The organism is Halopseudomonas pelagia (assembly GCF_009497895.1).
GTDB lineage: Bacteria > Pseudomonadota > Gammaproteobacteria > Pseudomonadales > Pseudomonadaceae > Halopseudomonas > Halopseudomonas pelagia_A.
Genome location: NZ_CP033116.1, coordinates 4,096,032 through 4,121,938, shown reverse-complemented (window position 1 = coordinate 4,121,938; position 25,907 = coordinate 4,096,032). Strand labels below are relative to the sequence as shown.

24 protein-coding genes are annotated in these 25,907 nt (G+C 58.9%); 13 read left to right on the top strand and 11 right to left on the bottom strand.

What is annotated here, in order from left to right:
- Positions 1-6 precede the first annotated feature (6 nt).
- The 3 genes from lgt to EAO82_RS18915 are packed head-to-tail and all read left to right on the top strand — an operon-like array spanning position 7 to position 2,112.
- Complete coding sequence (gene lgt, locus EAO82_RS18925; RefSeq protein ID WP_096347103.1) at positions 7-813, top strand: prolipoprotein diacylglyceryl transferase; 807 nt, start codon at positions 7-9, stop codon at positions 811-813.
- Positions 797-1,591, top strand: a complete 795-nt coding sequence (locus tag EAO82_RS18920; RefSeq protein WP_096347104.1) for a thymidylate synthase — start codon at positions 797-799, stop codon at positions 1,589-1,591. Before lgt ends, EAO82_RS18920 begins: the two co-directional genes overlap by 17 nt.
- The gene (locus tag EAO82_RS18915; protein ID WP_096347105.1) at positions 1,588-2,112 is read left to right on the top strand and encodes a dihydrofolate reductase; all 525 of its coding nucleotides are present in this window, start codon (positions 1,588-1,590) and stop codon (positions 2,110-2,112) included. The genes EAO82_RS18920 and EAO82_RS18915 overlap by 4 nt, the downstream gene beginning before the upstream one ends.
- Here EAO82_RS18915 and EAO82_RS18910 read toward each other — a convergent pair.
- The 3 genes from EAO82_RS18910 to argA all read right to left on the bottom strand — a co-directional run bounded on the left by EAO82_RS18910 (position 2,085) and on the right by argA (position 7,389).
- The gene (locus tag EAO82_RS18910) at positions 2,085-3,755 is read right to left on the bottom strand and encodes an EAL domain-containing protein (RefSeq protein ID WP_174959035.1); all 1,671 of its coding nucleotides are present in this window, start codon (positions 3,753-3,755) and stop codon (positions 2,085-2,087) included. The two genes, EAO82_RS18915 and EAO82_RS18910, sit on opposite strands and share 28 nt — an antisense overlap.
- A gap of 393 nt (positions 3,756-4,148) precedes the next feature.
- Complete coding sequence (gene ilvD, locus EAO82_RS18905) at positions 4,149-5,987, bottom strand: dihydroxy-acid dehydratase (RefSeq protein ID WP_096347107.1); 1,839 nt, start codon at positions 5,985-5,987, stop codon at positions 4,149-4,151.
- 106 nt (positions 5,988-6,093) lie between these two features.
- The gene (gene argA, locus EAO82_RS18900) at positions 6,094-7,389 is read right to left on the bottom strand and encodes an amino-acid N-acetyltransferase (protein ID WP_096347108.1); all 1,296 of its coding nucleotides are present in this window, start codon (positions 7,387-7,389) and stop codon (positions 6,094-6,096) included.
- A gap of 84 nt (positions 7,390-7,473) precedes the next feature.
- Between argA and amn the strand changes: the two genes are divergently transcribed.
- Complete coding sequence (gene amn / locus EAO82_RS18895) at positions 7,474-9,018, top strand: AMP nucleosidase (protein ID WP_096347155.1); 1,545 nt, start codon at positions 7,474-7,476, stop codon at positions 9,016-9,018.
- Positions 9,019-9,030: 12 nt separating this feature from the next.
- Here amn and argE read toward each other — a convergent pair whose 3' ends face one another.
- From argE to EAO82_RS18880, 3 genes are all read right to left on the bottom strand, one after another.
- Positions 9,031-10,176 carry an acetylornithine deacetylase gene (argE, locus tag EAO82_RS18890; RefSeq protein WP_096347109.1) on the bottom strand — a complete coding sequence of 382 codons (1,146 nt, stop codon included), beginning with the start codon at positions 10,174-10,176 and terminating at the stop codon, positions 9,031-9,033.
- 67 nt (positions 10,177-10,243) lie between these two features.
- Entirely contained in the window at positions 10,244-11,500 is a 1,257-nt protein-coding gene (locus tag EAO82_RS18885; protein ID WP_096347110.1) for an inorganic phosphate transporter, read from the bottom strand.
- A gap of 49 nt (positions 11,501-11,549) precedes the next feature.
- Positions 11,550-12,227 (bottom strand): TIGR00153 family protein, encoded by a 678-nt coding sequence (locus EAO82_RS18880; protein WP_096347111.1) that lies wholly within the window; start codon positions 12,225-12,227, stop codon positions 11,550-11,552.
- Between the two features lie 142 nt (positions 12,228-12,369).
- Here EAO82_RS18880 and EAO82_RS18875 point away from each other — a divergent pair, with 142 nt between their 5' ends.
- From EAO82_RS18875 to EAO82_RS18865, 3 genes are read left to right on the top strand one after another with little or no spacing between them, the layout of a single operon-like run.
- Positions 12,370-13,773 (top strand): inorganic triphosphatase, encoded by a 1,404-nt coding sequence (locus tag EAO82_RS18875; RefSeq protein WP_096347112.1) that lies wholly within the window; start codon positions 12,370-12,372, stop codon positions 13,771-13,773.
- Between the two features lie 43 nt (positions 13,774-13,816).
- Positions 13,817-15,616 carry a GspE/PulE family protein gene (locus tag EAO82_RS18870; protein ID WP_096347113.1) on the top strand — a complete coding sequence of 600 codons (1,800 nt, stop codon included), beginning with the start codon at positions 13,817-13,819 and terminating at the stop codon, positions 15,614-15,616.
- 52 nt (positions 15,617-15,668) lie between these two features.
- Positions 15,669-16,511, top strand: a complete 843-nt coding sequence (locus EAO82_RS18865; protein ID WP_096347114.1) for a 23S rRNA (adenine(2030)-N(6))-methyltransferase RlmJ — start codon at positions 15,669-15,671, stop codon at positions 16,509-16,511.
- A 103-nt stretch (positions 16,512-16,614) separates the two neighbouring features.
- Here the strand turns inward: EAO82_RS18865 and EAO82_RS18860 are convergent, their stop codons facing one another.
- On the bottom strand, positions 16,615-17,793 hold the full coding sequence (locus tag EAO82_RS18860; RefSeq protein ID WP_096347115.1) for a saccharopine dehydrogenase family protein: 1,179 nt from the start codon (positions 17,791-17,793) through the stop codon (positions 16,615-16,617).
- A gap of 297 nt (positions 17,794-18,090) precedes the next feature.
- Here EAO82_RS18860 and EAO82_RS18855 point away from each other — a divergent pair, with 297 nt between their 5' ends.
- From EAO82_RS18855 to EAO82_RS18840, 4 genes are read left to right on the top strand one after another with little or no spacing between them, the layout of a single operon-like run.
- Positions 18,091-18,384, top strand: a complete 294-nt coding sequence (locus EAO82_RS18855) for a DUF883 C-terminal domain-containing protein (protein WP_096347116.1) — start codon at positions 18,091-18,093, stop codon at positions 18,382-18,384.
- A 5-nt stretch (positions 18,385-18,389) separates the two neighbouring features.
- Positions 18,390-18,875 carry a hypothetical protein gene (locus EAO82_RS18850; RefSeq protein WP_096347117.1) on the top strand — a complete coding sequence of 162 codons (486 nt, stop codon included), beginning with the start codon at positions 18,390-18,392 and terminating at the stop codon, positions 18,873-18,875.
- A complete protein-coding gene (locus tag EAO82_RS18845; protein ID WP_096347118.1) occupies positions 18,850-19,140 on the top strand; it encodes a hypothetical protein in 291 nt (96 codons plus the stop codon). Before EAO82_RS18850 ends, EAO82_RS18845 begins: the two co-directional genes overlap by 26 nt.
- An 11-nt stretch (positions 19,141-19,151) precedes the next feature.
- The gene (locus EAO82_RS18840) at positions 19,152-20,348 is read left to right on the top strand and encodes an AI-2E family transporter (RefSeq protein WP_218838634.1); all 1,197 of its coding nucleotides are present in this window, start codon (positions 19,152-19,154) and stop codon (positions 20,346-20,348) included.
- Positions 20,349-20,384: 36 nt separating this feature from the next.
- On the opposite strand, the gene EAO82_RS18835 is transcribed toward EAO82_RS18840, so the two are convergent.
- Entirely contained in the window at positions 20,385-21,242 is an 858-nt protein-coding gene (locus EAO82_RS18835; RefSeq protein WP_096347157.1) for a DMT family transporter, read from the bottom strand.
- Positions 21,243-21,420: 178 nt separating this feature from the next.
- Here EAO82_RS18835 and EAO82_RS18830 point away from each other — a divergent pair, with 178 nt between their 5' ends.
- Positions 21,421-22,899 (top strand): HDOD domain-containing protein, encoded by a 1,479-nt coding sequence (locus tag EAO82_RS18830; RefSeq protein WP_096347119.1) that lies wholly within the window; start codon positions 21,421-21,423, stop codon positions 22,897-22,899.
- Between the two features lie 21 nt (positions 22,900-22,920).
- Here EAO82_RS18830 and msrA read toward each other — a convergent pair whose 3' ends face one another.
- From msrA to nudE, 3 genes are all read right to left on the bottom strand, one after another.
- Positions 22,921-23,568: a peptide-methionine (S)-S-oxide reductase MsrA gene (gene msrA / locus EAO82_RS18825; protein WP_096347120.1), complete on the bottom strand. Its 648-nt coding sequence runs from the start codon at positions 23,566-23,568 to the stop codon at positions 22,921-22,923.
- Between the two features lie 110 nt (positions 23,569-23,678).
- Positions 23,679-24,491 (bottom strand): 3'(2'),5'-bisphosphate nucleotidase CysQ, encoded by an 813-nt coding sequence (gene cysQ, locus EAO82_RS18820; protein WP_096347121.1) that lies wholly within the window; start codon positions 24,489-24,491, stop codon positions 23,679-23,681.
- Positions 24,488-25,054 carry an ADP compounds hydrolase NudE gene (nudE, locus tag EAO82_RS18815; protein ID WP_096347122.1) on the bottom strand — a complete coding sequence of 189 codons (567 nt, stop codon included), beginning with the start codon at positions 25,052-25,054 and terminating at the stop codon, positions 24,488-24,490. The genes cysQ and nudE overlap by 4 nt, the downstream gene beginning before the upstream one ends.
- A 110-nt stretch (positions 25,055-25,164) precedes the next feature.
- Between nudE and yrfG the strand changes: the two genes are divergently transcribed.
- A complete protein-coding gene (gene yrfG / locus EAO82_RS18810) occupies positions 25,165-25,845 on the top strand; it encodes a GMP/IMP nucleotidase (protein ID WP_096347123.1) in 681 nt (226 codons plus the stop codon).
- Positions 25,846-25,907 lie beyond the last annotated feature (62 nt).

Below are 25,907 nucleotides of genomic sequence, written 5' to 3'. Positions count from 1 at the left end.
GCATGAATGCTGGCTTATCCGCAAATTGATCCGGTGGCGTTGTCGCTCGGGCCTATTCAGATTCACTGGTATGGCTTGATGTACCTGATTGGCATTGGCGGCGCCTGGTGGCTGGCCAGCCGCAGGGTGAATGCCTTCGATCCAAGCTGGAACAGTGAAAAGCTCTCGGATCTGGTGTTCTGGGTCGCGCTGGGTGTGATCGCCGGCGGCCGAGTTGGCTACATCCTGTTTTACGATCTGGCATCTTATGTCAACGATCCAACACTGATCTTCCAGGTCTGGAAGGGCGGCATGTCGTTTCATGGCGGCTTGCTTGGCGTGCTGCTGGCGGTATGGTGGTTCGCCCGGCGTAACGGCAAACGCTTCTTCGAAGTGATGGATTTTGCCGCACCCATGGTGCCCATTGGGTTGGGCGCGGGCCGCATTGGCAACTTCATCAATGCGGAGCTGTGGGGCAAGGCAACCGATCTGCCCTGGGCGATGGTCTTCCCCACCGATCCTCTGCAATTGGCGCGACACCCGTCGCAGCTATATCAGTTTGCGATGGAAGGCGTGGCCTTGTTTATCATCCTCTGGCTGTACTCAGCCAAGCCGCGCCCGACCATGGCGGTCAGCGGGCTCTTTGGTGTCTGTTACGGGATTTTCCGTTTCCTCGCCGAATTCGTCCGCGAGCCGGATGCGCATCTGGGTTATCTGGCATTCGGTTGGGTCACCATGGGGCAGGTACTTTCCCTGCCGATGATTCTGATAGGCGCCGCGATGATGGCGTGGGCTTACCGTAACGGAGGCGTAAAGCGTGAAACAGTATCTTGATTTGATGCGCCATGTGCGCGACCACGGCACCTTCAAGAGCGATCGGACCGGCACGGGCACCTACAGCGTGTTTGCCCATCAGATGCGCTTTGACCTGGCCGACGGCTTTCCGTTGGTGACGACCAAGAAATGCCATCTCAAATCCATTATCCATGAGCTGCTGTGGTTTCTTCAGGGCGACACCAACATCGCTTATCTGAAAGACAATGGTGTCTCTATCTGGGATGACTGGGCGGATGAGGAGGGTAATCTGGGGCCGGTCTACGGCTACCAGTGGCGTTCCTGGCCAGCGCCGGATGGCGAGTCTATTGACCAGATCGGCAAGGTGCTGGAGATGATCCGCAGCAACCCCGATTCACGACGGCTGATCGTGTCGGCGTGGAACCCGGCGCTGGTCGATGAGATGGCCTTGCCGCCGTGTCACGCGTTGTTCCAGTTCTATGTTGCCGATGGCAAGTTGAGCTGCCAGTTATACCAGCGCTCGGCGGATATTTTCCTGGGTGTGCCCTTTAATATTGCCAGTTATGCGTTGCTGACACTGATGGTGGCGCAGGTCTGTGGACTCCAGCCGGGCGAGTTTATCTGGACTGGCGGTGACTGCCACCTGTATGCCAATCATATGGAACAGGCTGAGCTGCAGCTATCTCGCGAACCCTTCCCGATGCCGCGTATGCGCTTGAATCCTGAGGTCACGGATCTGTTTGCGTTTACCTTTGACGACTTTACCCTGGAAGGCTACCAGGCTCATCCGCATATCAAGGCACCGGTGGCGGTATGACGCAGACGAACACGCCGCGTATCGCGTTAATCGCCGCCATGGGTCGCAATCATGTGATTGGTCGCAATAACCAGTTGCCCTGGCATTTGCCGGAAGATCTCAAGTATTTTCGCAGCATGACCTGGGGCAAGCCGATCGTCATGGGTCGCAAGACCTTTGATTCATTGGGCAGACCATTGCCGGGCAGAACCAACATCGTCATAACCCGCCAGAGTGGCTTGCAGTTGCCCGGGGCCTGGGTCCAGGGTTCGGTGGACGCCGCCTTGGAGCAGGCTGGTCGGCAGGCGGTGCTGGATGGCGTGGATGAGATCATGGTGATTGGCGGCGAGAACCTGTATCGGCAGATGCTTGATCGAGCGGATCGACTTTATCTGACGCTGGTTGAAGCTGAACCGGAAGGCGATGCCTGGTTTCCGGCAGTCGATGGCGCGCAGTGGACCTTGGTGGAAGAGCGCGCAGTTGCAGGCGGCGCAGACTATCCTGCGCATCGCTATCAGGTGCTGGACAGGGTCAGAGGCTGACCCATCACATCTTCCAAAGGCCGAGGCTTGCCGATCCAGTAACCCTGGAGGAAGTCTCCGCCCCAGCTGGACAATTGCTCTGCGCAATGGGCATCTTCTACGTAATTGGCCGTGACCTGCTTATCCATATCGCGCGACAGGCCGATCAGGTTGCGCAGGTAGCTGGCGTAATCACCATCATCGGCCATTTTACGCGCGTCCAACTTGATGCCCTTGATCGGTAGCCGGGCCAGGTAGCTCATGGCCCCGTACTCTTCGCCGAAGTGATCAAGCCAGATATCCACCCCGAGCGCCGCGAGCGATTTACACAGCTTCTCTGCCTGGCTGGCGTGTTTCAGCAGCGCGTCTTCACGCAGCTCCAGTTGAATGACATTCGCTGGCACGCCGCTCTTGATCAACAGTTGGCGGAGCTGGTCGGCGAAGCGCGGTTGTTTCAGTTCGCGATCACTCAGGTTGATCGAAAGCCGGCAGTCCACCCCAGCGCTGCGCCATTTCTTGATGCCTTCCAGCGCTTTGCCAATGACCCAGTGCCCCATGGGCAATATCAGGCCGCTGTGTTCAGCCAGTTTCAAAAAGGCGTCTGGCGTCAGCAATCCCAATGTCGGATGTTGCCAGCGTAACAAGGCTTCCCATGCATGGGTGTGGCCATTGCGGGTGTCTACGATGGGCTGGAAATGCAGGCGAAACTGGCCCTCGAGCAAGCCGTGGCGTAGGCCCTGTTCGATATCCAGGTTGTGCTGGGTCTGCGCATCCTCTTCCGGGCTGTAGAAGCTGTAGCCGTTACGGCCGCCGGCTTTAGCCCGATACAGTGCCTGGTCGGCGTTGTTCAACAGCTCGGAGGCGCTGCTGCCATGCTGCGGATGCGTAGCAATGCCGACGCTGGCGGAAATCAGCAAGTGATGCCCGTTCAGTGTGATGGGTTCGCTGAGGGTGTGGATGATCTTGCTGGCAATCAGCGCGGCGTCATTCGCATCATGCAGGTCGGTCAGCAGGGCGACGAATTCATCACCGCCAATGCGGGTGATCATATCCAGATCGCGCATGCTGCGACGCAGCCGGTTGGCGATAACCGCGAGCAGCAAATCACCCAGGCCGTGGCCAAAGCTGTCATTGATCTGTTTGAAGTAATCCAGGTCGATATACAGCAGCGCGAAGGCTGTCTGGCTGCGCTTGCTGCGCAGCAGCAGCCGATCAAGCTCCTCTTCGAGCATCGCGCGGTTGCCCAGCCCGGTGAGCGGATCCTGCTTGGCCTGCTGGGCCAGTTTGCCGCCACTTTGGCGGCGGAAACCGGCGTGTTCCAGGGCACGGCGCAGACCATCTGCGGTCAGCTCGGAGCGCAGCAGAATGTCGTCGGCACCATCATGAATCGCCGTGCTGTCGTGTTCGGGCTCGCTGGCGTCGCTGATCAACAGGCACAAGGTATCGTTGGCAACGCGGCGCACGTCACGCAACAGGCTCAGATCATTGGGGAGAAGGCAGGCGCTGAATCCACCACCGGCAAGCCGGTTGACCGCTTCCTTGGGTCGCGTGCAGACCTCGACGTCCAGCGGGGCATCGTCTTTGGACCGGCAAAATGCGAGCAGTTGTTCGCGTTTGACCGGATCCATCTCAACCAGCAGCAGTTTGCGTGCAGTTGTGTCCATCGGAATCCATGCCCGGCAGAGAGGAACGCCGTGTAATACGCTCCATGTTGCGATTATGTTAACGCCATCACAGTTTATGCACAGCATTATGGAGTGGCGAACGGCCAGTTTGTCCGACCAATGGTATGACTGTTTTACCAATCAGACGTTCCATTGACTCTTTTTTTGCTGTCCGGATAACGTGCCATTATTACGGCGCGATATTTGATCGCGAACCGGCATTAAGCGCAGGCAAATAGCCGCCTTGGGCCCTACGTGCTGGGTCAATTAGGGTTATGGGAAGGCGACTGGAAAGGTGCGTATGAGCCACTGTGCGAGTGGCTCATACGCTGGGTGCAGATAAGGCTGTAGTTGTCACTTTTTCTGGCGAAGTTCAGTTAGGCCAATAGCGGCTCAGCCGTCGAGCATGGCCTTGTCGCGCACCGCGCCTTTGTCCGCGCTGGTCGCCAGTAGTGCATAGGCCTTCAGTGCGGTGGTTACTTTGCGTGGACGATGCTCGACCGGCTTCCAACCCTTCTTGTCCTGGTCGGCGCGACGGTGTGACAGCTCTTCATCGCTGACCAGCAGGTTGATGCTGCGGTTGGGGATATCGATCAGGACCTTGTCGCCATCGCGTACCAGGCCAATGGCACCGCCCGCAGCGGCTTCTGGTGAAGCGTGGCCGATGGACAGCCCTGAGGTGCCACCGGAGAAGCGACCGTCGGTCAGCAGCGCGCAGTCCTTACCCAGCCCCTTGGATTTCAGGTAGCTGGTGGGGTAGAGCATTTCCTGCATGCCGGGGCCGCCCTTGGGCCCTTCGTAGCGAATGATGACGATATCGCCAGCCTTCACTTCGTCGGCAAGAATGCCTTTCACTGCGGTGTCCTGACTTTCGTAAATCTTGGCATTGCCTTCGAATACATGGATCGACTCATCCACACCGGCGGTTTTCACCACGCAGCCGTCCTGGGCGATGTTGCCATACAGCACGGCCAGACCGCCCTCGGCGGAATAAGCGTGCTCAACGCTGCGGATGCAGCCCTGCTCACGGTCCAGGTCCAGCGTATCCCAGCGCGTCGATTGGCTGAAGGCAGTCTGGGTCGGGATGCCTGCAGGGCCGGCCTTGAAATAGGTATGCACGGCTTCATCGTCAGTCTGGGTGATGTCCCATTCGGCGATCGCCTCCTCCATGCTTGCGCTATGGACGGTCGGCAGGTCGGTGTGCAGCAGACCGCCGCGGGCCAGCGAGCCGAGGATGCTGAAAATGCCGCCGGCACGGTGTACGTCTTCCATATGGTACTTCTGGATATTCGGCGCCACTTTGCACAGCTGCGGCACCTTGCGTGACAGCCGGTCGATATCGCGCAGGTCGAATTCGATTTCGCCTTCCTGAGCGGCAGCCAGCAGGTGCAGGATGGTATTGGTCGAACCGCCCATGGCGATGTCCAGAGTCATGGCATTCTCGAACGCCTTGAAGTTGGCGATGCTGCGCGGCAGCACGCTTTCGTCGCCGTCGGTGTAATAGCTTTTGCACAACTCGACAATGGTGCGTCCGGCGCGCAGGAACAACTGCTCACGGTCGCTGTGGGTGGCCAGCAACGAGCCGTTGCCAGGCAGCGCCAGGCCCAGGGCTTCAGTCAGGCAGTTCATCGAGTTGGCGGTGAACATGCCCGAGCAGGAGCCACAGGTCGGACAGGCGGAACGCTCGTATTCGGCGACTTTTTCATCGGAGTTGCTTTCATCGGCGGCAACCACCATGGCATCGACCAGATCCAGACCGTGGCTGGCGAGCTTGGTCTTGCCGGCTTCCATCGGCCCGCCGGAAACAAACACCACCGGTACGTTCAGGCGCAGAGCAGCCATGAGCATGCCGGGGGTGATCTTGTCGCAGTTGGAGATGCAGACGATCGCATCGGCGCAGTGGGCATTGACCATGTATTCCACCGAGTCGGCGATGATCTCGCGCGAGGGCAGGGAATAGAGCATGCCGTCGTGGCCCATGGCGATGCCATCGTCCACGGCAATGGTGTTGAATTCCTTGGCCACGCCACCGGCGCGCTCAATTTCACGCGCGACCAGTTGGCCCATGTCTTTCAGATGCACATGGCCAGGGACGAATTGCGTGAAGGAGTTGGCCACCGCAATGATGGGCTTCTTGAAATCCTCGTCCTTCATGCCGGTGGCGCGCCACAGGGCGCGGGCGCCAGCCATGTTGCGGCCAAAGGTGGATGTTTTTGAGCGATAATCGGGCATGGGGATGATCTCGTTGTGCGTTGCAATCGAGCAAGCATATCAAGTTGGCGACAGGCATGCAGCCCGCGCTACCGGATGGTTGGCTGGCGCGGACGGAATAGAGGGCTTACAAGGTCTTTTCGAAGACCTTGGAGTTACGCTGATAATTGTATAGCGAGGCGCGTTTCGCGGGTAGACGCTCCACCGAACTGGGTACGAAGCCGCGTTCGCGAAACCAGTGCGCGGTGCGCGTGGTCAGCACGAACAGGGTATCGAGTTTCATCACCCGGGCCTGGGATTCGATATGCGCAAGCAATTGGTCACCGCGGCCGCCGTGCCGATAGTTCGGGTCGATCGCGACGCAGGCCAGCTCCGCCGCGCTGGAGTCGTCCAACGGGTAAAGGGCCGCGCAGCCGATGATCATATTGTCGCGCTCGATCAGCGTGAACTGGCCGATTTCGGTTTCCAGCACTTCGCGTGAGCGGCGCACCAATATGCCCGCTTCTTCCAGCGGGCGTAGCAGTTCGATCAGGCCACCGACATCCTCAATGGTGGCGGTACGGATCTGCTCGAAGGCTTCCTGAGTGACCAGCGTGCCGCCGCCGTCGCGAGTAAAGAGCTCGGTCAGCAGCGCGCCATCGTCGCAGAAACTGACGATATGACTGCGTCTCACGCCCTTGTCACAGGCCTTGCAGGCAGCGCTGAGCAGCGAGCCGGGCAAACTGTTGCCCAGGGCGTTGAGCAGCGGCTGCGCGCGGGTCGGCTTGAGTTCGCGCAGCAACTGGCCTTCGGCATTGAAAATACCGGCATCGGGCCCGAACAGGATGAGCTTATCGGCTTCCAGTGCGGCGGCGGTGCTGGTGGCAACGTCTTCACAGGCCAGATTGAATACTTCCCCGGTCGGCGAGTAGCCCATAGACGAGAGCAATACGATGGACTGCTCATCCAGATGCCGGCTGATCGCCTTGCGATCGATCCGCCGCACTTCGCCGGTGTGGTGAAAGTCGACGCCATCGACTACGCCAATGGGTTTGGCCGTGACAAAATTGCCACTGACCACGCGCAGCCGCGAGCCCTGACCGGACGCGGTGGGTGCCGTACACAACTGCGCTTCGATGGCGATACGCAAGCTGCCCACCGCATCCATCACACAGGCCAGGGTGTCGCTGTCGGTGATGCGCAGGTCGTTATGATAGTGCGAGCTGAGCCCGCGAGCGGTCTGACGCTCCTCGATCTGCGGACGCGAGCCATGCACCAGCACCAGCCGCACACCCAGGCTGTTGAGCAGCATGATGTCGTGGACGATATTGCTGAAATTCGGGTGCGCCAATGCCTCGCCGGGCAGCAGCACAACAAAGGTGCAGTCTCGGTGGGTATTGATGTACGGCGTCGAGTGGCGGAACCAGTTGACGTAGTCGGTCATGGGTGGCAGTCCGGGCAAAACAGCAGTTTAGGGACTTTGTTCGACTCGCTTCAAGCGCTGATTGCAATCCTTGCGCGCAGGGCTATGCCCACGGATGCGATTGCAGGCAAGATAAGTCATGTTTCACCGTTGAGAGAGTATCCCGTGAGCCCCGATTCAATTGAGCGTCCCATTCCATTCGTGACCGTCAGCAGTCCGGAAGAAGCTGTAGAGCGCCTGGCTGCCCTGTATCGTCAGGCTACCGAGGCGCTGGGATCGGCCTTGCAGGCCTACCTGAAGGATCGCACCCGCCCGGATGCAGACCAGTTGGCCATGTTCCGTTACCCGGAGCTGCGCCTAACCTACCGCTGCAAGGAGGATGTGCCGCGCACCGTGCGCGCCTATGCCAAGGTGCAGGTGCCGGGCACTTATAGCGTGACCGTGACCCATCCGGATGCATTTCGCCCTTATCTGCTTGAGCAACTGCGTCCGTTGATGAACGATTTCACTCTGCATATCGAAGTGGGCATCAGCCAGCAGGCGATTCCTTACCCGTATGTTGTGGAGCAGGGTGATGAGCTGGCGGGGTCGGGTGTAACTGCTGGTGAGCTGGCCCGGGTATTCCCCAGTACCGATCTGTCAGCGGTCACCGATGGCACCGTCGACGGTTTGCTCGATTGGGAGCAGCTGGATCCCATGCCGCTGGCCCTGTTTGATGCGGCGCGCACGGACTTCTCGTTGCGCCGCCTGGTGCATTACACCGGCAGCGATTGGCGGCATGTGCAGCCGTGGATTCTGTTGACCAACTACCATCGCTACGTGGATCAGTTTGTCCGCCACGGTCTGGATATGCTGCAGGGTGAATCGCGTTTCCAGCGCATGATCATGCCCGGCAATATCGTGATTGAACGCGGTATGAGTGCCGAACAGATGCAGGCGCTGGTCGATACGGTGATCTGGCATCGCTACCAGATGCCGGCCTACCACCTGCAAGCCAATGACCGCGACGGCGTAACTCTGGTCAATATCGGCGTCGGCCCGTCCAATGCCAAAAACATTACCGATCACCTGGCGGTGCTGCGTCCGCATTGCTGGCTAATGATCGGTCACTGTGGCGGGCTGCGGCAGTCGCAGAGCATTGGCGACTATGTGCTGGCCCACGCCTATATGCGCCGCGACGGGATTCTCGATCGGGTGCTGCCACCGAATATTCCGCTTCCGGCTTTGGCTGAAGTGCAGATGGCCTTGCAGGAGGCCGCCGCGACGGTCACCGGCGAGCGCGGCGACGATCTGAAGCGGCGTCTGCGCACCGGCACTGTGCTGACCTACGATGATCGCAACTGGGAATTGCGCTGGGCCCAGGAGCGGCCGCTGATCAACCTGGCCAGAGCCATTGCCGTGGATATGGAGAGTGGTACTGTCGCCGCCCAGGGTTACCGTCTGCGCGTGCCCTATGGCACCTTGTTATGCGTGTCGGACAAGCCTCTGCATAGCGAGATCAAATTGCCGGGTGCGGCGGGCGCCTTCTATGAACGCGCCGTGACTCAGCACCTGCATATCGGCATCGCCGCGTTGGATCTGTTGCGCAGCCAGCTAAATTCGCTGCATTCGCGCAAGCTGCGTAGTTTTGACGAGCCGCCGTTCCGCTGAACAAGCGTTAGCTTATAGGCAGAACTTTTCGATCAGCCCGCGGAGTATCTTCACCGTCGGGTCGATACGGTCCATCGCCAGAAATTCATCGGGTTGATGGGCCTGATCGATATCGCCGGGGCCGAGAATCAATGTCTGCATGCCGATCTGGTTCAGGTACGGGCCTTCGGTGGCAAAGGCCACGCTGCCAGCGTTGTAGCCGGTCAGTTGCTCACAGGCGGCGACGATCGCGGCATCGGCCGGTGTATCCAGCGGCGGCACGCCTGGGAACAAGGGGTTGAAGCTGATATCGACCTGACGCTCGGCGGCGATAAGCTGCAGGCGCTCATTGATTTCGGCGCGCAGCGCATCCGGGTCCATGCCGGGTAATGGGCGAATGTCGAACTCCAATGCGCATTTGGCGCAGATGCGATTCGGATTGTCACCGCCGTGGATGCAGCCCAGGTTCAGCGTGGGGGTCGGTACGCCAAACAGCGGATTGTTCCAGCGCTTCTGCCAGCCAGCACGCAGGTCCAGCAGGTCACTGATGACCAGATGCATGGCTTCCATGGCGTTGCGACCCAGCGACGGATCTGAAGAATGCCCGGCCTGGCCGGTGATATCGACCCGTTCCATCATGATGCCTTTGTGCACGCGGATCGGCTTTAGGCCGGTCGGCTCGCCGATGACGGCGTGCCGAGCGTGGAACAGGTCGCTGGCCACCAATGCCTGGGCACCGCTCATCGAGCTTTCCTCGTCGGCGGTGGCGAGGATGATCAGCGGTTGTTTGAACGGTTTGTCTGCGTAGTCCTTCAGCGCTTCGATAATCAGCGGAAAGAAGCCTTTCATGTCGCAACTACCCAGCCCGTACCAGCGGCCGTCGGCTTCGGTCAGTTTGAACGGGTCGTGCTGCCAGCGTTCCGGATTGCATGGCACGGTATCGGTGTGCCCCGCCAGTACCAGACCGCCAGGGCCAGAGCCGAGAATCGCGATCAGATTGGCCTTGCCCGGCTCATTGGGAATGTCCTGGATGGTGCAACTGAAACCGAGCGCGTTCAGCCATTCGGCCAATAGATTGACCACGCCCAGATTGGACTGATCCATATCGGCCTGAGTACAGCTGATGGAGGGGACGTTGAGCAGGGCGTCGAACTGGGCCCTGAGGGAGGGGATGGCCATTGAAAACTCCTGGCGGCGTAAGCGGTCGATCAGTGTCGAACCAGCTTACGCTGCCAGGTAGTGAGCGTCAGCCGAAAATCCCGCTGAGGATAAAGAAAAATACAATTGAAAGAGCGGCGCCGGCCGGCAGGGTAATCAGCCAGGAACTGAAGATGGTGCCAATCACCCGCAGGTTCAGGGCGCCAATGCCGCGGGCGATGCCCACCCCAAGTACCGCCCCCACCAGGGTGTGGGTGGTTGATACCGGCAGGCCCGCGCCAGAAGCGCCAACCACGGTGATAGCGGTCGCCAGCTCAGCGGCAAAGCCGCGGCTGGGTGTCAGCTCGGTAATATGCTTGCCTATGGTCGCAATCACCCGGTAACCGTAAGTCGCCAGACCAATCACGATGCCAATACCACCCAGCAACAGCACCCAGCCAGGCACCAGGGACTGGTCGGAAATTGTCCCGGTCTGCAATACGCCGACAATCGCTGCAAGCGGGCCGACGGCGTTGGCCACGTCGTTGGAGCCGTGGGCAAAGGCCATGGCGCAGGCGGTAAAGATCATCAATATCGCAAAGACCTTCTCCACGCTGGCGAAATGGAAGTCTTTGTCGGCCTCGGGATCGGCTTTGACCCGGGTCAGCAGTACCACGCCCAGCGCGGTCACCGCCAAGCCCGAACCGACCGCCAGGCCAAAGCTCTGCAACGGGCTCAGGTCCAGGCCTACGTGCTTGAGGCCCTTGGTCACGGTCATCAGGGTGACGAAAAAGCCCACGGCAAACATATAGAAAGGAACGTATTTTTTCGCGTTTTCGAAAGGCTTTTCGGTGTCCAGAATCAGCTTATGCACGCTCATGAACACCAGAAAGGCAACGAAGCCCGACAGCGTCGGTGATATCACCCAACTGGCAACAATGGGTGCAACCCCGCCCCAGTTCACTGCGTCCATCGACACGCCAACCGCACCAAAGCCGATCACCGCACCGATGATGGAATGGGTAGTAGAAACCGGCCAGCCCTTCATGGAAGCAATAAACAGCCAGGTGCCGGCGGCAAGAAGGGAGGCGAGCATGCCGAAGATCATTTGCTCGGGACTGATCATCTCCGATTCAAGGATGCCACTGCGAATGGTCTGGGTGACCGAACCGCCAGCCAGGTAAGCACCGAGAAACTCGAAAACCATGGCGATCAGGATCGCCTGTTTGATCGTCAGTGCTTTGGAGCCGACCGACGTGCCCATCGCGTTGGCGACGTCGTTGGCACCGACGCCCCAGGCCATGAAGAAACCGAAGGCGCAGGCCAGTACCAGCAGGATCGTGCCATATTCTGCAATCAGGGTCATGGTGACAATACTCTGTTTGGGTGCATGTTAAAGCGGTTAGAGCTGACCACTAGCGGGCCATAAGTTGTTCCAGGCGATTGCCTACACGTTGGGCACGGTCCGCGACATCGCCGATCCATTCGATGATCTGATAGAGGAACATGACGTTGACCGGGGGTAGATCTTTTTCCAGTTTGAACAGGTCCGCGCGCAGTTTGATCTGCAGGGTATCGGTGTCATGCTCGATCCGGTCCAGCTCCTCGATCAGCGTTTCCACCAGGGTGACTTCGCGGCCGGAAAAGCCGGTTTCCAGCAGTTCATCCAGCTCGTTCATGGCCTTCAGGGCCTGGGCTGCAGCATCCACAGAGCGCTGTACGAAGAACTTGAAAGAGTCCTGAATCGGCTCGGGAATGGCCATCTGACGGCCAAGCATCAGCCCGGCTATATCCTTGGCGCGGTTGGCTACTTTGTCCTGTACACTCAGCAGCTCCAGCAGGTCCGAGCGGGGAACCGGCAGAAACAGGCTCTTGGGCAAGTGAATGCGCACATCCTTTTTCAGTTTGTCGGCATCACGTTCCAGCTGCGATATATGCAACTGCAGGCGTTCCGCCTCAACCCAGTCGTTGGCGATCACGGCGTCAATAAAGGGCACCAGTTGCGCCGCACATTCGTGGGCCTTGCCAATATGCTGCTGCATGGGCCCTATGGGCGAGCGACCAAACAGATTGAGAAACGGATTACTGGGCATGGGGCCTCCGATGCGGGTTCGAGCCGCGAATTATAGGTGCTGAAGTCCCGGTCGTCATTAAAACGACATAAGACGGTCACAAATTAGTCATTTTCCCTCAGGGGCGGCCAGCGAGCCGACCTGTTTATTGCGAGAGTCAGTCATGGTCAAAGAAACCGAAATCAAGTTGCGCGCCACACCCGAGACATTGGCGGCCGTGCAGCAGCACCCCTTGATCAAGGCACGCCAGCAGGGCGAGTGGACCCAGGGCACTCTGTACAACCAATATTACGATACGCCCGCCCGCGATCTCGCTGCGGCCAAGGTGGCATTGCGCTTGCGGCGCGACGGCGAGCAATTTATCCAGACGTTGAAAAGCCGTGGCCAAAGTGTAGCTGGGCTTTCCGAGCGTAACGAATGGGACTGGCACCTGCAGCAGGATGAGCTGGACATGGCGCTGCTGGACGATACCTGCTGGCCAGAGGCCCTGGCCAGCCTGGACAAGAGCCAGCTACAACCGGTGTTCACTACCGACTTCCAACGCACCAAGGTGCTGCTGCAGTGGGAGCGAGACGGCGAAGCGGTAGAAGTGGAAGCGGCGCTGGACCAAGGGCGAGTCATTGCTGGCGAGAACGAAGAAGACATTTGTGAACTAGAACTGGAAATTCGCCAAGGTCCTGCGGCGGCGCTGCTGGAATTGGCGCTGGAATTGAGCGCCGAACTGCCGTTGATGCCCTGCGACATCAGCAAGGCCGAGCGCGGTTACCGGCTGTTCGATGCACGCAGTTACGACCTGCGGCCCAGCGCTGTGGAGTGGCACGCGGAAACGAAAGTCGATGAAGTGATAGTCGGTGCCGGTACCCAACTGCTGGGGCATAGTCAGCGGCTGGCGGAACAGTATCGGCATGCCGGGCAATGGCGGCTGTTTCGCGAGATGACGCTAACCCTGACCGCGCTTCGCGCTTCTTTCGGGGTGTTCGACCTGGCATTGCCGCGCTCCTCTGTTCAGGATTTTGTCCAGCCATTGGACCAGTTGCTGGCTCAGTTCAAACCGCTGGTACTGGCTGGTTGGGCAGATGATGAGACGGGTCACAAGGCGAGAGCGGATGCATGCGAGGTCTTTGCCGACGCCGTCAACGATCCTGCATGGGGCAAACTGTTTGTTGGTTTGGCCCTATGGCTCCAGCGTCGGGGCTGGACACTGAATCGTCCCCCCAAGGGCCAGCGCATCGGCGACCTGACTCTGTCGCGCTGGTTGCTGGCTGCAGTGGCGAAGGAAATCCAGGAGCTCAAGGTACCGCACACCAATGACCCGGATTCGGCGGTCAGTATCTGGATGGATCAGCAGCCGCGGCTGGCGCGTTTGTACTATTTGCTCTCCGGCTTTCGCGGTTTTCTGCAGGTGCCGGAGCCAGACCGTCTGTTTGGCGAGTTGAACAAGCTGCAGGCACTGCTCGAACAATACCCAATGGTGGAAGAGGAACAACGCCCCTTGCTGATGGATGCCCTGCGCAAGCAGGGGCAGCGGCTGCGTAAACTCAATGCCTGGCGTGAATTGAACGGCTGATCAGGCTAATCTGAGCGCAGTCATGGATTGAACGGGGGATGGGATGAGAAAGCTGGCTGACCTGGCGATACCGGGGAGTGACCGACTACTGGATTTGGCCGACCTGCTGAATGTGCTGGTAGAGCAGGGCCGGTTGACTCAGGAGACAGCCGAGCAGTTGAGCATGTTACGCGGGTCTGCGACCGGCGAGACGGCCAAATTGCATCCGCTGGAATTTATCGCTGGGCAGGCGCCCGATGATCTCAGCCGTCCAGGCAAAAAGCTCGATCTGGATATTCTCAGCCGCTGGTTGGCAGTTGAAGCCGATCAGCCGTTTTATCGTATTGATCCGTTGAAGATCAATGTCGCCGCAGTGACGCCGCTGATGTCCTTTGCCTTCGCCCAGCGCCATCGGATTCTGGCCGTCGAACTGAGCGAGCGTGAGGTCATCATCGCCAGCGCCCAGCCGTTTGTCAGCAGTTGGGAAGCCAACCTGGTGCACGTGCTCAAGCGCGAGATCAAACGTGTAGTTGCCAACCCGGCCGACATCCAACGCTATTCGGTGGAATTTTATCGTCTGGCCCGGTCAGTCACCGGCGCCAATTCCAGTGACCAGAAAAACAGCGCGATTGGCAACTTCGAGCAATTACTCAACCTGGGCAGCATGGGCCAGGAGCCGGATGCCAACGACGCGCACGTGGTCAACATCGTTGACTGGCTATTTCAGTACGCCTTCGAGCAGCGCGCCAGTGATATTCATATCGAGCCGCGCCGCGAGTCCGGCAGCGTGCGCTTTCGTATCGATGGCGTGCTGCATACGGTGTATCAATTTCCGCTGCAGGTGGCCATTGCCGTGGTCAGCCGGCTGAAGACCCTCGGCCGCATGAACGTGGCGGAAAAACGCAAGCCGCAGGACGGGCGGATCAAGACCAAGTCACCGCAGGGCAACGAGATCGAGCTGCGGCTGTCGACCTTGCCGACGGCCTTTGGCGAAAAGATGGTCATGCGGATTTTCGATCCGGATGTGCTGCTGCGCACTTTTGATCAGCTGGGTTTTTCCGCTGAAGATCAGCGCCGCTGGCAGTCCATGGTTCACCAACCCAACGGCATTGTGCTGGTGACCGGGCCGACCGGCTCGGGCAAAACGACCACGCTGTACACCACGCTCAAGCAACTGGCGACGCCCGAGGTCAACGTCTGCACCATTGAAGACCCGATCGAGATGGTCGAGGACAGCTTCAACCAGATGCAGGTGCAGCACAATATTGACCTGGATTTTGCCGGTGGTGTGCGCGCCCTGATGCGTCAGGACCCGGACATCATCATGGTCGGTGAGATCCGCGATCTGGAAACCGCCGAGATGGCGATTCAGGCTGCGCTCACCGGCCACCTGGTGCTCTCCACGCTGCACACCAACGATGCACCCAGTTCGGTCAGCCGCCTGATTGAGCTGGGTGTGCCAGCTTATCTGATCAAGGCCACCGTGCTCGGGGTAATGGCGCAGCGACTAGTGCGCACGCTTTGCTCGCATTGCAAGGAGCCGGCGGCTGTGGATGAAGACGCCTGGCGTGAGCTGACCAAGCCCTGGAATGCGCCGTTGCCGACCCAGGCACACCGCCCGGTTGGTTGCCCGGAATGCCGGGACACGGGTTATCGCGGCCGCGCCGGGGTGTATGAATTGATGTTGCTCAGCGACACGGTCAAGCCGCTGGTACAGGCCGATATCGACCTGAATGCGCTGCGCCGTCAGGCTTACAAGGAAGGCATGCACAGTCTGCGCTTGTCCGGCGCACAGAAGGTCGCCGCCGGGCTGACCACCATTGAAGAAGTGCTGCGGGTCACGCCCACCAGTCAGCAAGCTTGAGCTGGTGCTGGCCCGCCCATAGAATGCCGCCGACTTTTTAACGGAATCTGACATGAATTATCGCCACAGCTATCACGCTGGCAATCACGCTGATGTGTTCAAGCATGCCATCCTGCTGCGCATGGCCCATCTGCTGCAACGCAAGGAGGCGCCTTTCTGCTATCTGGACAGCCACGCCGGCACCGCCATGTATGACCTGCAAGGCGAGGCGGCGGGCAAGACGGGTGAATATCTCGACGGTATTGCCAGGTTGTGGGAGCGCGAAGACCTGCCCGAGATGCTGCGGGATTATTGCCAGGTCGTGGCTAGGCACAATCCGGATGGCGACTTGCGTCATTACCCGGGCTCGCCGCAGTTGATCGCCGACGCGCTGCGTCTGCAAGACCGAATGATTTTGAGCGAGCTGCATCCCGAGGATGCCGCTACCTTGAGCGCGCACTTTGCTGGCGCGCCGGAAGTGGCGGTGCACATGCGCGATGGCTATGAGCTGGCCAAAGCCTTTTTGCCGGTTGCAGAAAAACGGGCGCTGTGGCTGCTGGATCCGCCGTTCGAAAAAACCGATGACCTGGCACGCTGCCTGAAGGCCATGCAAATCGGCATTCAGCGAATGCGCCAGACGATTATTGCACTCTGGTATCCGATCAAGGATGAGCGATTGCTGCGCGACTTCTACCGGCAAGTTGCTGGTGCGGACTTGCCCAAGGTGCTGCGCATCGAGCTGAACGTGCGCCCGGCAGATAACACTATGGGTTTGAATGGCTCAGGCTTGCTGCTGGTCAATCCGCCCTGGCCCTTATGGGAGGAGCTGGAAGTGGTATTGCCCTGGTTGGCGGACGTGCTGGCGCAATCCGGGCCGGGCGGGTTTCGGATGGATTGGTTGGTAGGGGAGCCCTGACCCGCTCCTGACTCAACCCGCTTTCGCGGCCAGGCGGCCGCTCCTACCTTTGCACATTTCAAGGTGGGAGCGGCCGCCTGGCCGCGAAAGGCTTACTGCAATATCAACTCTCCAGCTTGAACGTCAGCCCGGCATGCTCAATCAGGCGCTTGATCAACTTGTCGCCCATGGCTGGCGCTGTGGTCCAGATGCCGCCAGCGGTATCGGTGGCATCGCGCACCAGGCAGATTGCGCTTTCGGCAATCATCCGCGAGGTGGATCCATAGCCTGGATCCTTCTTGCCGGACACGCTGGCCATCAGCGTCTTGCCGTCTTTTTCGCCGATAAAGAGCACATCGTAAAAGCCGTTTTCGCGCTCTTCCTTGCTTGGACCTTCGCCCGGCTTGGGCGCACTGTCGCTGGACAGTGAGCGGTCGGCGGCTACGCCTTCGGCGATGGCTTTGCCCTTGTCGCCAGGACCGGTCAGCAGCATTTCGTCATAGACGAAGTCTTCGCCGTAAGCGTGGCCCAGCAGTGCATTGGAGCGATGCACATTGCGGGTGTTGATCGCCGCCATGATAAAGGGCGCCGCCCAGGTACCCAGCGCTTCGTCGTATTCTGGTTTGCTCGCCGGCGGCTGGGGCGCGCCAGTGAAGCCGGGCGTCAGGGCGAAATGGTTGTTGAGCAACTGCAGAATTTCCGGATTCTTTTTGGCGGCAACCATGGTCGCCTTGAGGCTGGCAGCGGTGCCGCCAGAGAAAGTGCCCTTCATCTTGCGTACGCGGGCCTTGATTCGCGGCAACGGGCCGCCCAACTGCTCTTGTGCTTCCTGCTGCAGAAAATACACACCAAGGTCAAAGGGAATCGAGTCAAAGCCGCAGGAAAAGACAATGCGCGCGCCGCTCTTTTCCGCGGTGGCAGCGTGCGCGTCGATCATCTGCCGCATCCAGGCCGGCTCGCCGCACAGGTCAACGTAGTCGGTACCATTGGCCGCACAGGCGGCAACCAGTTCTGCGCCATACAGTTGGTACGGTCCCACGGTGGTCAGCACCACTCGGGTGCGTTTGACCATGGCGGCAATGCTCGCCGGGTCCTGCGTATCGGCGACTACCAGCGGAATGTCTGCAGGGGCGCCAATTTCGTCGCGCACTGCGGCGAGCTTTTCGGCGCTACGCCCGGCCATGGCCCAGCGCAGGTTTTTATCTCCAGCATATTCCTGGCTCAGGTACTCGGCGACTAGTCGGCCGGTAAAGCCGGAGGCGCCGTAAACGATGATGTCGAACTCGGTGTGTTGCGTAGCCATTGGCTCTGTCTCCCAGGTGTATTTGGTTGGATTCGGTCAGAAGTCGAACTTATGTCGCTTCGCCGCTGTCTGCTAACTATGTACCGCCTTGATATCAGGATGAGTTGTTTAACCTCAGGGTGCAAAGTGTCGGGGGACGTTTCGGGTATGCGAATACTCGGTCATATCCCTCCATGGGGTCGTAAAATCGACTTTGAGTTCAGTGTAGTCGGCTTTTATCTGGACCTTTGGGCACGAACCACTCACTCTGGTTAGTCAGGGATAACGGACATTTACAATCACAGGAAGGAGAAACACATGACCACAGCTAACGATAATCAGGTACAGCAGCAGGAAATTGATACTGGTAAAGAAGCCGTACTGTCTGCGTACAGCAAGTTGATCGAAGCCAAGAATCACTTCAAGCATGCCGCTGAAACGGCCGGTGTTGATCTGAAAAATGACGCCGTGGAACAGCTGCTCAAAGGTAAAGGCAAAGCTGAAGAATTGGGTAATGACGCTTCGCGCTTCATGCATGAGAAGCCGCTTGCTACCATCGGTATCGCGTTCGCTGCAGGCTTTCTGTTCTCCCAGTTGATGTCTCGGAAGTAATCGGCATGGTTGAACAAACCGACTCCGGCCGGCCTCAGGGCCAGCCGGAGCAGGCTACCGGCGCTGCTGGCCAAGACGCTTTGCACGAGTGGATGGAATTGGGTAAACAGGCGGGTTCAACTGCCGGTACCTTTGGTAAATTGCTCAGTGCGGAGTTGAAGCTGGCAAGCGGCGACCTGGGTCGTCTGATTGCCGTGGGCTTGGCGTTGCTGTCGCTCGGATCCATCGCTTGGCTGGGTTTGTCTGTCTTGTTGTCTTGGTTGGCATTCCAACAACTGGAATCGGTGACATTGGCTTTGCTGGTGTTTCTTGGCATTCAGGTGTTGGTGATTTTGCTATTGGTAAAAGCAGCTAAAACGTTCAAGCGCAGCTTGAGTCTGCCTGCTACCAAGCGAAATTTCCGGGCGTTAGTGAACAGTGCAAGCTCAAGCAAAACGGAAGCTGGTCAGTTAAAGGAGAGGACAGATGGCACGCAAACTACAAGTGCTTGAAATCCAGAAGCTTGATGCCGAACTTGGCATTCATCGGCTAGCCATGGAAAGCGTTGGGCATCGCCGAATGGAGCAGTTGCGTGGAGTCCCATCCTATTGGCTGATTGCTGGCGGCGCTTTTGCGGGCGCGCTGGTGCAAAGAGCTGGCTCCATGGATAATGTGGTTTCAAAGCTGGGTTCGATGGCTCTGGCCGGTTTACGGCTCTGGCCGTTGATTTCTGGCGGTACAGGCGCGGGGAGCGCGGTGGGCGACTCAGTTGAGTGACAGATAAAAAAATGACAACGGATATTACTGCGCCCGAGAATACTGAACTGCCGGGCGTAGCATCCCCGGTGCATAAGACGCCGAGATTTCTGCGGGTTATGCAGTGGCTGCTGGCATTAGCCTTGCTGTATACACTTTACTTTGCCAAATCCCTTCTTATGCCCATCGTGGTCGGGCTCCTTTTTGCCTTGCTGCTCAGTCCCCTGGTCAGCGTTCTAAAGCGGCTCTACATACCGCGAAGCATGTCTGCGATATTGATCCTTTGCCTGATAGGCGGCCCTTTCGGAGTCGTGGTCTCGCAGTTGGCTGAGCCTGCCCAGCGCTGGGCGAAAGCGATTCCCGAGTTGTCGGAGAAGCTCACTCAGCAGGTCAGCAGCCTGACGGATGAACTGGACTCCGAGCGAATCACTGTGCCTCAACCACAGCCTAAAGCAGAGCCCCGGAAGTTTAGATTCTTCGGCTGGTTCAGGGATGACGAAGAGGAAGATCAGGAGGCCCCTAGTCGCCCCGTGCAGAGCGCCAAGGACGACGATAATGCGGTCAGCGACAGAATCAAACAGGGTAGTCTCGAGGCGATGGTTTCCGCTTTAAGTGCGGCGCCGGTGATGATCGCACAACTGATGACCTCGATTATTCTAATTCTTTTTCTGCTGGTGTTCGGCCCGCGTCTGTTTGCCGCTTTCGTGAATATCTTCCCGCAGGTGCATGACAAAAGACGCAGTATCCTGCTGGTCAGGACCATTCAGGTCGAGCTGTCGCGCTATATCCTGACCGTCAGTATCATCAATACTTGTCTGGGCCTAACCACGGCCGCGGCGTTGTGGTTGCTGGGGGTGGAGGATGCCTTGCTCTGGGGCGTGCTGGTCGGCATGCTCAATTTTGCGCCTTACATAGGGCCTTTGATTGGCACTGTGATCCTGTGTCTGGCCGGCGTGGTGCAATACGGTACCGTCGCCTTTGCGATGGTGCCTGCCCTGGTCTATTTCGGCATCAATATGCTGGAGGCGCAGTTTGTGACACCGCTGGTGTTGGGCCGCAATATGCGGCTTAACCCGCTGGTGATCATGGTGTGGCTGATCATCTGGGGCTGGATGTGGGGCGTCGTAGGCGTACTGCTCGCTGTACCCCTGTTGGTATGCTTGAAGTTGGCAGCCGCGCAACTGGGGGTCATGACCAACTGGGTACGCTTGATCGAAACCCGCGCCTGATCAGACCGGTACAGTAGCCGGGGTCTGGCGGCCAGCTTATGCAGGTTTGGGGCTGCGCTGGACCAACGCCAGCGCCGAGACGATCAGCGCTCCACCGAGCAGCATGCGCAAGGTAGGCTGCTCGGCAAACAGATACCAGGCAAACAGAATTCCGTAGACCGGCTCCAATGCAAAAAACAGGGACGCGACACGGGCTTTCAATACGCTCAGGCTAGCGACAAACAGGCCGTGGGCGAGACCGGTACAGAACAACCCGAGCAGCGCGATCCACACCCAGTCCAGTGGTGCCATGTCGGCCACGGCTCCGACGCTGAAAGGCAACAGACACACCAGAATCACAATATTCTGCCAGCAAGCGATTTGTACCGCGTGCAAATCGCCGCTGGTGTAGCGGTTGCCCACCGATACGGCTGCGAAGCAGAAGCCGGACAATACGGCCCATAACAAACCAGTAGTGGCGCTGTTATTCAGGTCGAAAGTTGGTGCAACGAGTACCAGGCCAGCGCACACCAGGCTCATCTTGAGCATATCCATGCGACTGGGCCGTTCTTTCCATAGCAGCATTTCCAAAAGGACTACGAATGCCGGAAAGCTGGCGAATCCCAGGGTGGCGATCCCTACGCCGGCGATTTTCACCGCATGGAAAAACGTCAGCCAGTGGATGCCGAGCAGCAAGCCGCAGCCGGCCAGTTGCAACAAGCGAACCCGAGTCACGCCCAATAATATGGGGCGTGAAAATACCCGCGCAAACACCAGCAGAGCCAGTACCGCAAAAAACGCTCGACCCAGCACGATGGCTAGTGGCCCCGCTTGCGCCAGTTTGCCGAAAATACCCGTCAACCCGAACATGAGTGCCGCGACATGCATGCTGGCGAGGGCGCGGGAATGAGTCATAGTCAGCATATAAGCAAGCGGTCCGTCAGCGACATGGCGTATTAAATGGAAGACGCAGTCTACCCGTTGCGCGCACTGGGGTAACGGTACAGTTGCTTATCGACCTTGGCCCATCGCAGCGGGTTGGGGTAGATGTTATATTGATATCATTTGTTACATTTAGCTTACGGATGCCGGCATGAAAGAACAGACGCATGGGTTGCGGCAATGGGTTGCTCAACTGAATAAAGCTGAGCTGCCGGCGATGGCCGTGGTTGTACATGACCTGCTACGCCTGTCGCAATCGCAAACCGCCTCGGTCAGACAGCTGGCAGAGGTGCTGCTGCGCGACGCGGCCTTGACCTCCAAGGTGCTGCGTGTCAGCAATAGTGTCTACTGTAATCCCGGCCGCGAAGTGATCAAGACCATTTCCCGCGCGGTGGTGGTCATCGGCTTTGATCAGGTACGGATGATCGGCCTGTCGGTCAGCCTGCTGGATGGTCTGCTCAAGGATTCTCCCCGCCATCAGCTGCAGTCATTGTTGGCGCGGTCCTTTCACGCAGCTATGCAGGCGCGCAATCTGGCGGACTACAACGCCTTGCCGGAAAAGGAAGAGGTTTTTATTGCGGCGTTACTGCGCGATCTGGGCGAAATGGCATTCTGGAGCCAGGGTGGCGAACAGGCAGATGAGTTGGCTGACGCGCTGGCAGTTCCCGGTGTGGATCAGGACAAGGCGGCGCGGCGTATTCTGGGGACCGGCTTCGATCAGTTGACCCTGGGTCTGTTGAAAACCTGGAATCTGGGAGAAATAGGCCAGTTGGTGCAGGCCAGTCATGGCTCATCCGGCCCGGCTGCGCGGGCGGTCAGCCTGGGCGCAGCGATTGCCGATGCAGCTCAACATGGTTGGGCAGGACACGAAATGCAGGCGTTGATCGCGCCCGTCGCAGAGCTCACCGGCATGACGCCGGAAGAATCCATGCAGCAAATTCTCGCCAGTGCGGACGAGGCGGTTCGGGTAGCGGGTACGTGCTCGAACGCCGATCTGCAGGCCTGGATCCCGAGTACCGATGATTTGCCTCTGGATTTGTCTGAGCTCTTGCTGATGGATGCCGTTCCAGCGCAGGCTGCTCGATCAATGGTTCAGGAGCCGCTGCTGCAACCGAATCTGGAGATGCTCAAGCTGTCCTTGCAGAATATGAAGCTGATGGTCAGCAGCCCGATCAATATCGACAATACGCTGACCGCGGTGATCAACGGGTTGCATCTAGGGGCCGGGTTGGAGCGCGTGATGCTCTGCGTGCTGGCGGATAATCAGGCGCGCTTTCGCGCGCGCAAAGTGGCCGGCAAAGGGACCCAGAGCTGGTTACAGGATTTCAGCCTGGCCTGCGGCGAGCAGCAGCATATTTTCAGCTACGCATTACATCAGCAGCAACCGCTCTGGATGGGCACGCCTGCGGCGGCCAATCTCCAGGATATGGTGACGCCAGACATGACCAGTTGGCTAGGCGCTGGGCCGTTCTTTATTGCTCCGGTAGTGGCCGGGCAGCGGCAAATAGGGGTGCTTTATGCGGATATGCGTCTGTCCGGCCGAGCTCTGTCGGACAGTCAGTTCACCGCGTTCAAGCGTCTCGCGGATATGACCGGCCAATGCCTGCAAGCGCTCAGTCGGCGCCGCTAGCTGTGGTTGATTGTTGCCACCTTAGCTCGGCGGCAGGCAGATACCGGTGCCGGCCAGATTGCAGTATCCACCGGGATTCTTGTGCAGGTACTGCTGGTGGTATTCCTCAGCGTAGTAAAAGGTCGGCGCCTGTCTGATTTCAGTTGTCACTGGCTCCTTCCCGGCCTGTAACAGCAGATCGGCGAAGCGTGCCTTGCTGACTTCGGCCGCCATCTGCTGGGCGGGATCGGATACATAAATGCCGGAGCGATATTGCGTACCCAAGTCGTTGCCCTGACGCATGCCTTGAGTCGGATCATGGGACTCCCAGAAGGCTTTCAACAAGGTATCCAGGCTAACCTGTTCAGGATCGAATACCACCAGAACCACTTCGTTGTGTCCGGTCATGCCCGAGCAGACTTCTTCATAGGTCGGGTTAGGTGTCAGCCCGCCGGTGTAGCCTACCGCCGTGGTATACACGCCAGGAATTTTCCAGAACAGCCGCTCGACACCCCAGAAACAGCCCATGCCGAGTACGATCTGCTGCATACCTGCAGGGTAGGGTGGTTGAAGCGGCGTACCCAGCACGCAATGAGTGTGGCTGGTGGAGATCGCGCTGCTGCGCCCAGGCAAGGCTTCGTCGGCGTTGGGCAGGCGCAGTTTGTGTTCGGGGATGCGGCGTTGAAACATCGCGTGCTCCTGGTGGGAATAGTGAAGTCCATGATGCGCTGCTCGATAGAGCGCTGTCCAGCCAGTGAATGGCCGCACTATTGCCGCGTGTGTCTCGCGCCGTTGGCTTTTCAGGCGCCCAATTGCAGGCTTGCGAGCAGCCTGGAGTCTATCTGGCCAAGGGCAATAAAGTGCGGGTTCAACCAGGTGCTGCGCTGCGGGTAGTCAAACCGCCGGCCATCCAGGCCCAGCACTTGTCCACCGGCTCCTTCGAGCACTGCCTGCGCTGCGCCGGTATCCCACTGGCTGGTCGGTGCGTAGCGCGGATACAGATCCGCATTACCTTCGGCAATCAGGCAGAACTTCAGCGAGCTGCCGATATTGACCCTCTGAATATCGCCGTGGCTAGCCAGGCGGGCAAGTAGCGCCTCTTGCTCAGGGCTGGTATGCCTGCGGCTGGCGACAACGACCATTGGGCTACCCTGACGGCGACACTGGATTGGCTGGGCTGCTTGTTGGCCCAGGCGGCGCCAGGCACCCATTCCCTTGCCGCCCCAGTAAAGGCTGTCGCGGGCGGGCACGCCGACCACACCAAAACGCACCTGGCCCTGCTCGATCAGAGCAATGTTGACGGTAAATTCATCGGTGCCGGCGATAAACTCCTTGGTGCCGTCGAGTGGATCTACCAGCCAGAACCGCTGCCAATGCTGGCGGATGGTAAAAGGCGTTTCGGCATCCTCTTCCGATAGCACGGGAATATCCGGCGTCAGCTGCTGTAGCCCGCGGGCGATCAACTGGTGGGCGGCAATATCCGCTGCGGTGACGGGCGAGGCGTCAGCCTTGTCGGTCACCTCCAGATCGCTGCGCCACCATTTGAGCGTCTCCGCTCCGGCGCGGCTGGTCAGCTCAAGCAGGCTATCAAGATCGAACGGCAGCTCGCTCATCGGTGCAGCTCGCCTCGCTGTTCGAGCAGATCGCGCACCAGATACAGCGCGGCCAGGGCCCGGCCCTCGGTAAAGTTGTCGCGGGCAATCAGATCGCTGAGCGCGTACAGATCGACGCTGTCGACGCGGATCGGCTCGGGCTCATCGCCGGGCAAACGTTTCTCGTACAGATCGCGTGCCAGCACCACGGCGATGGATTGGCTCATATAGCCGGGGGACAGTGACAGATGAGTGATGAACTCCAGGCGTTCGGCGCCGAAGCCGGCTTCTTCCATCAGTTCGCGGTTGGCGGCATCCAGCACGTCTTCGCCCGGCTCGACCAGGCCCTTGGGAATCGATAGCTGATAGTTGTCCATGCCGCCACAGTATTCTTCGATCAAGAGTACCGTGCGCTCGTCTTTCATCGCGACAATCATCACTGCCCCGTAGCCCTGGCCCTTGTTGACCAGGCGTTCATAGGTGCGCTCGACACCATTGCTGAAGCGCAACTGCACTTGCTCTACCGTAAATAATCGGCTTTTCGCAACGATGCGTGCTTCCAGGGTTTCGGGCTTCTGTGGCATGGGGGCTCCGTGGTTAACAGCAAATAGCTTGGGTATCATAGCGGCACACGCGAGCAAAGCCCACACGGCGCACTTTGCTCACCCTGATTTACCACAAGGCTTCTTTTCGCATGCTGAACTGGAACACCATCGATACCGTGCTGCTGGATATGGACGGGACTCTACTTGATCTGCACTTCGACAATCATTTCTGGGTGCACTATCTGCCGCAGCGCTACGCGGACCATCATGGCCAGTCCCTGGAATGGGCCAAGGCAGAGATCTATCCGTTGATGCAGGCCAAACAGGGACAGCTGGATTGGTACTGCCTGGATTTCTGGACTCGCGAGCTGGGCCTGCCCATCGTCGAGCTCAAGCGCGAGATCGCGCATTTGATCAGTCTGCGTCCGGATGCGGAAGGCTTTCTCCAAGCTCTGCAGAACAGCGGTCGGCAGGTGATTCTGATTACCAATGCGCACCGTGGTTCGCTGTCGTTGAAAATGGAGCGCATCGAACTGAAAACCTATTTTCAGCGATTGATCAGCTCCCATGATTTTGGCTTTCCCAAGGAGGCGCAGGCGTTCTGGCAGGCGCTGCAGGCAGAAGTGCCGTTTGATCCAGCACGCACGCTGTTTATTGATGACAGTCTGAATATTTTGCGTGCGGCGCGGGATTACGGGGTGGCCCAGTTGCTGGCCGTGAGGCAACCTGACAGCAGAGGGGAGCTGCGCGATACCGAGGAATTTGACGCGGTAGAGGATTACCGCGTGCTAAGCACGCAGCTGCAAGCCTCAAGCAAAAAATCGAATTGACCTTGCGCCGGCCTGGATGACCGGCATCGTCGATTGCTTGCAGCTTGCAGCTTGCAGCTTGG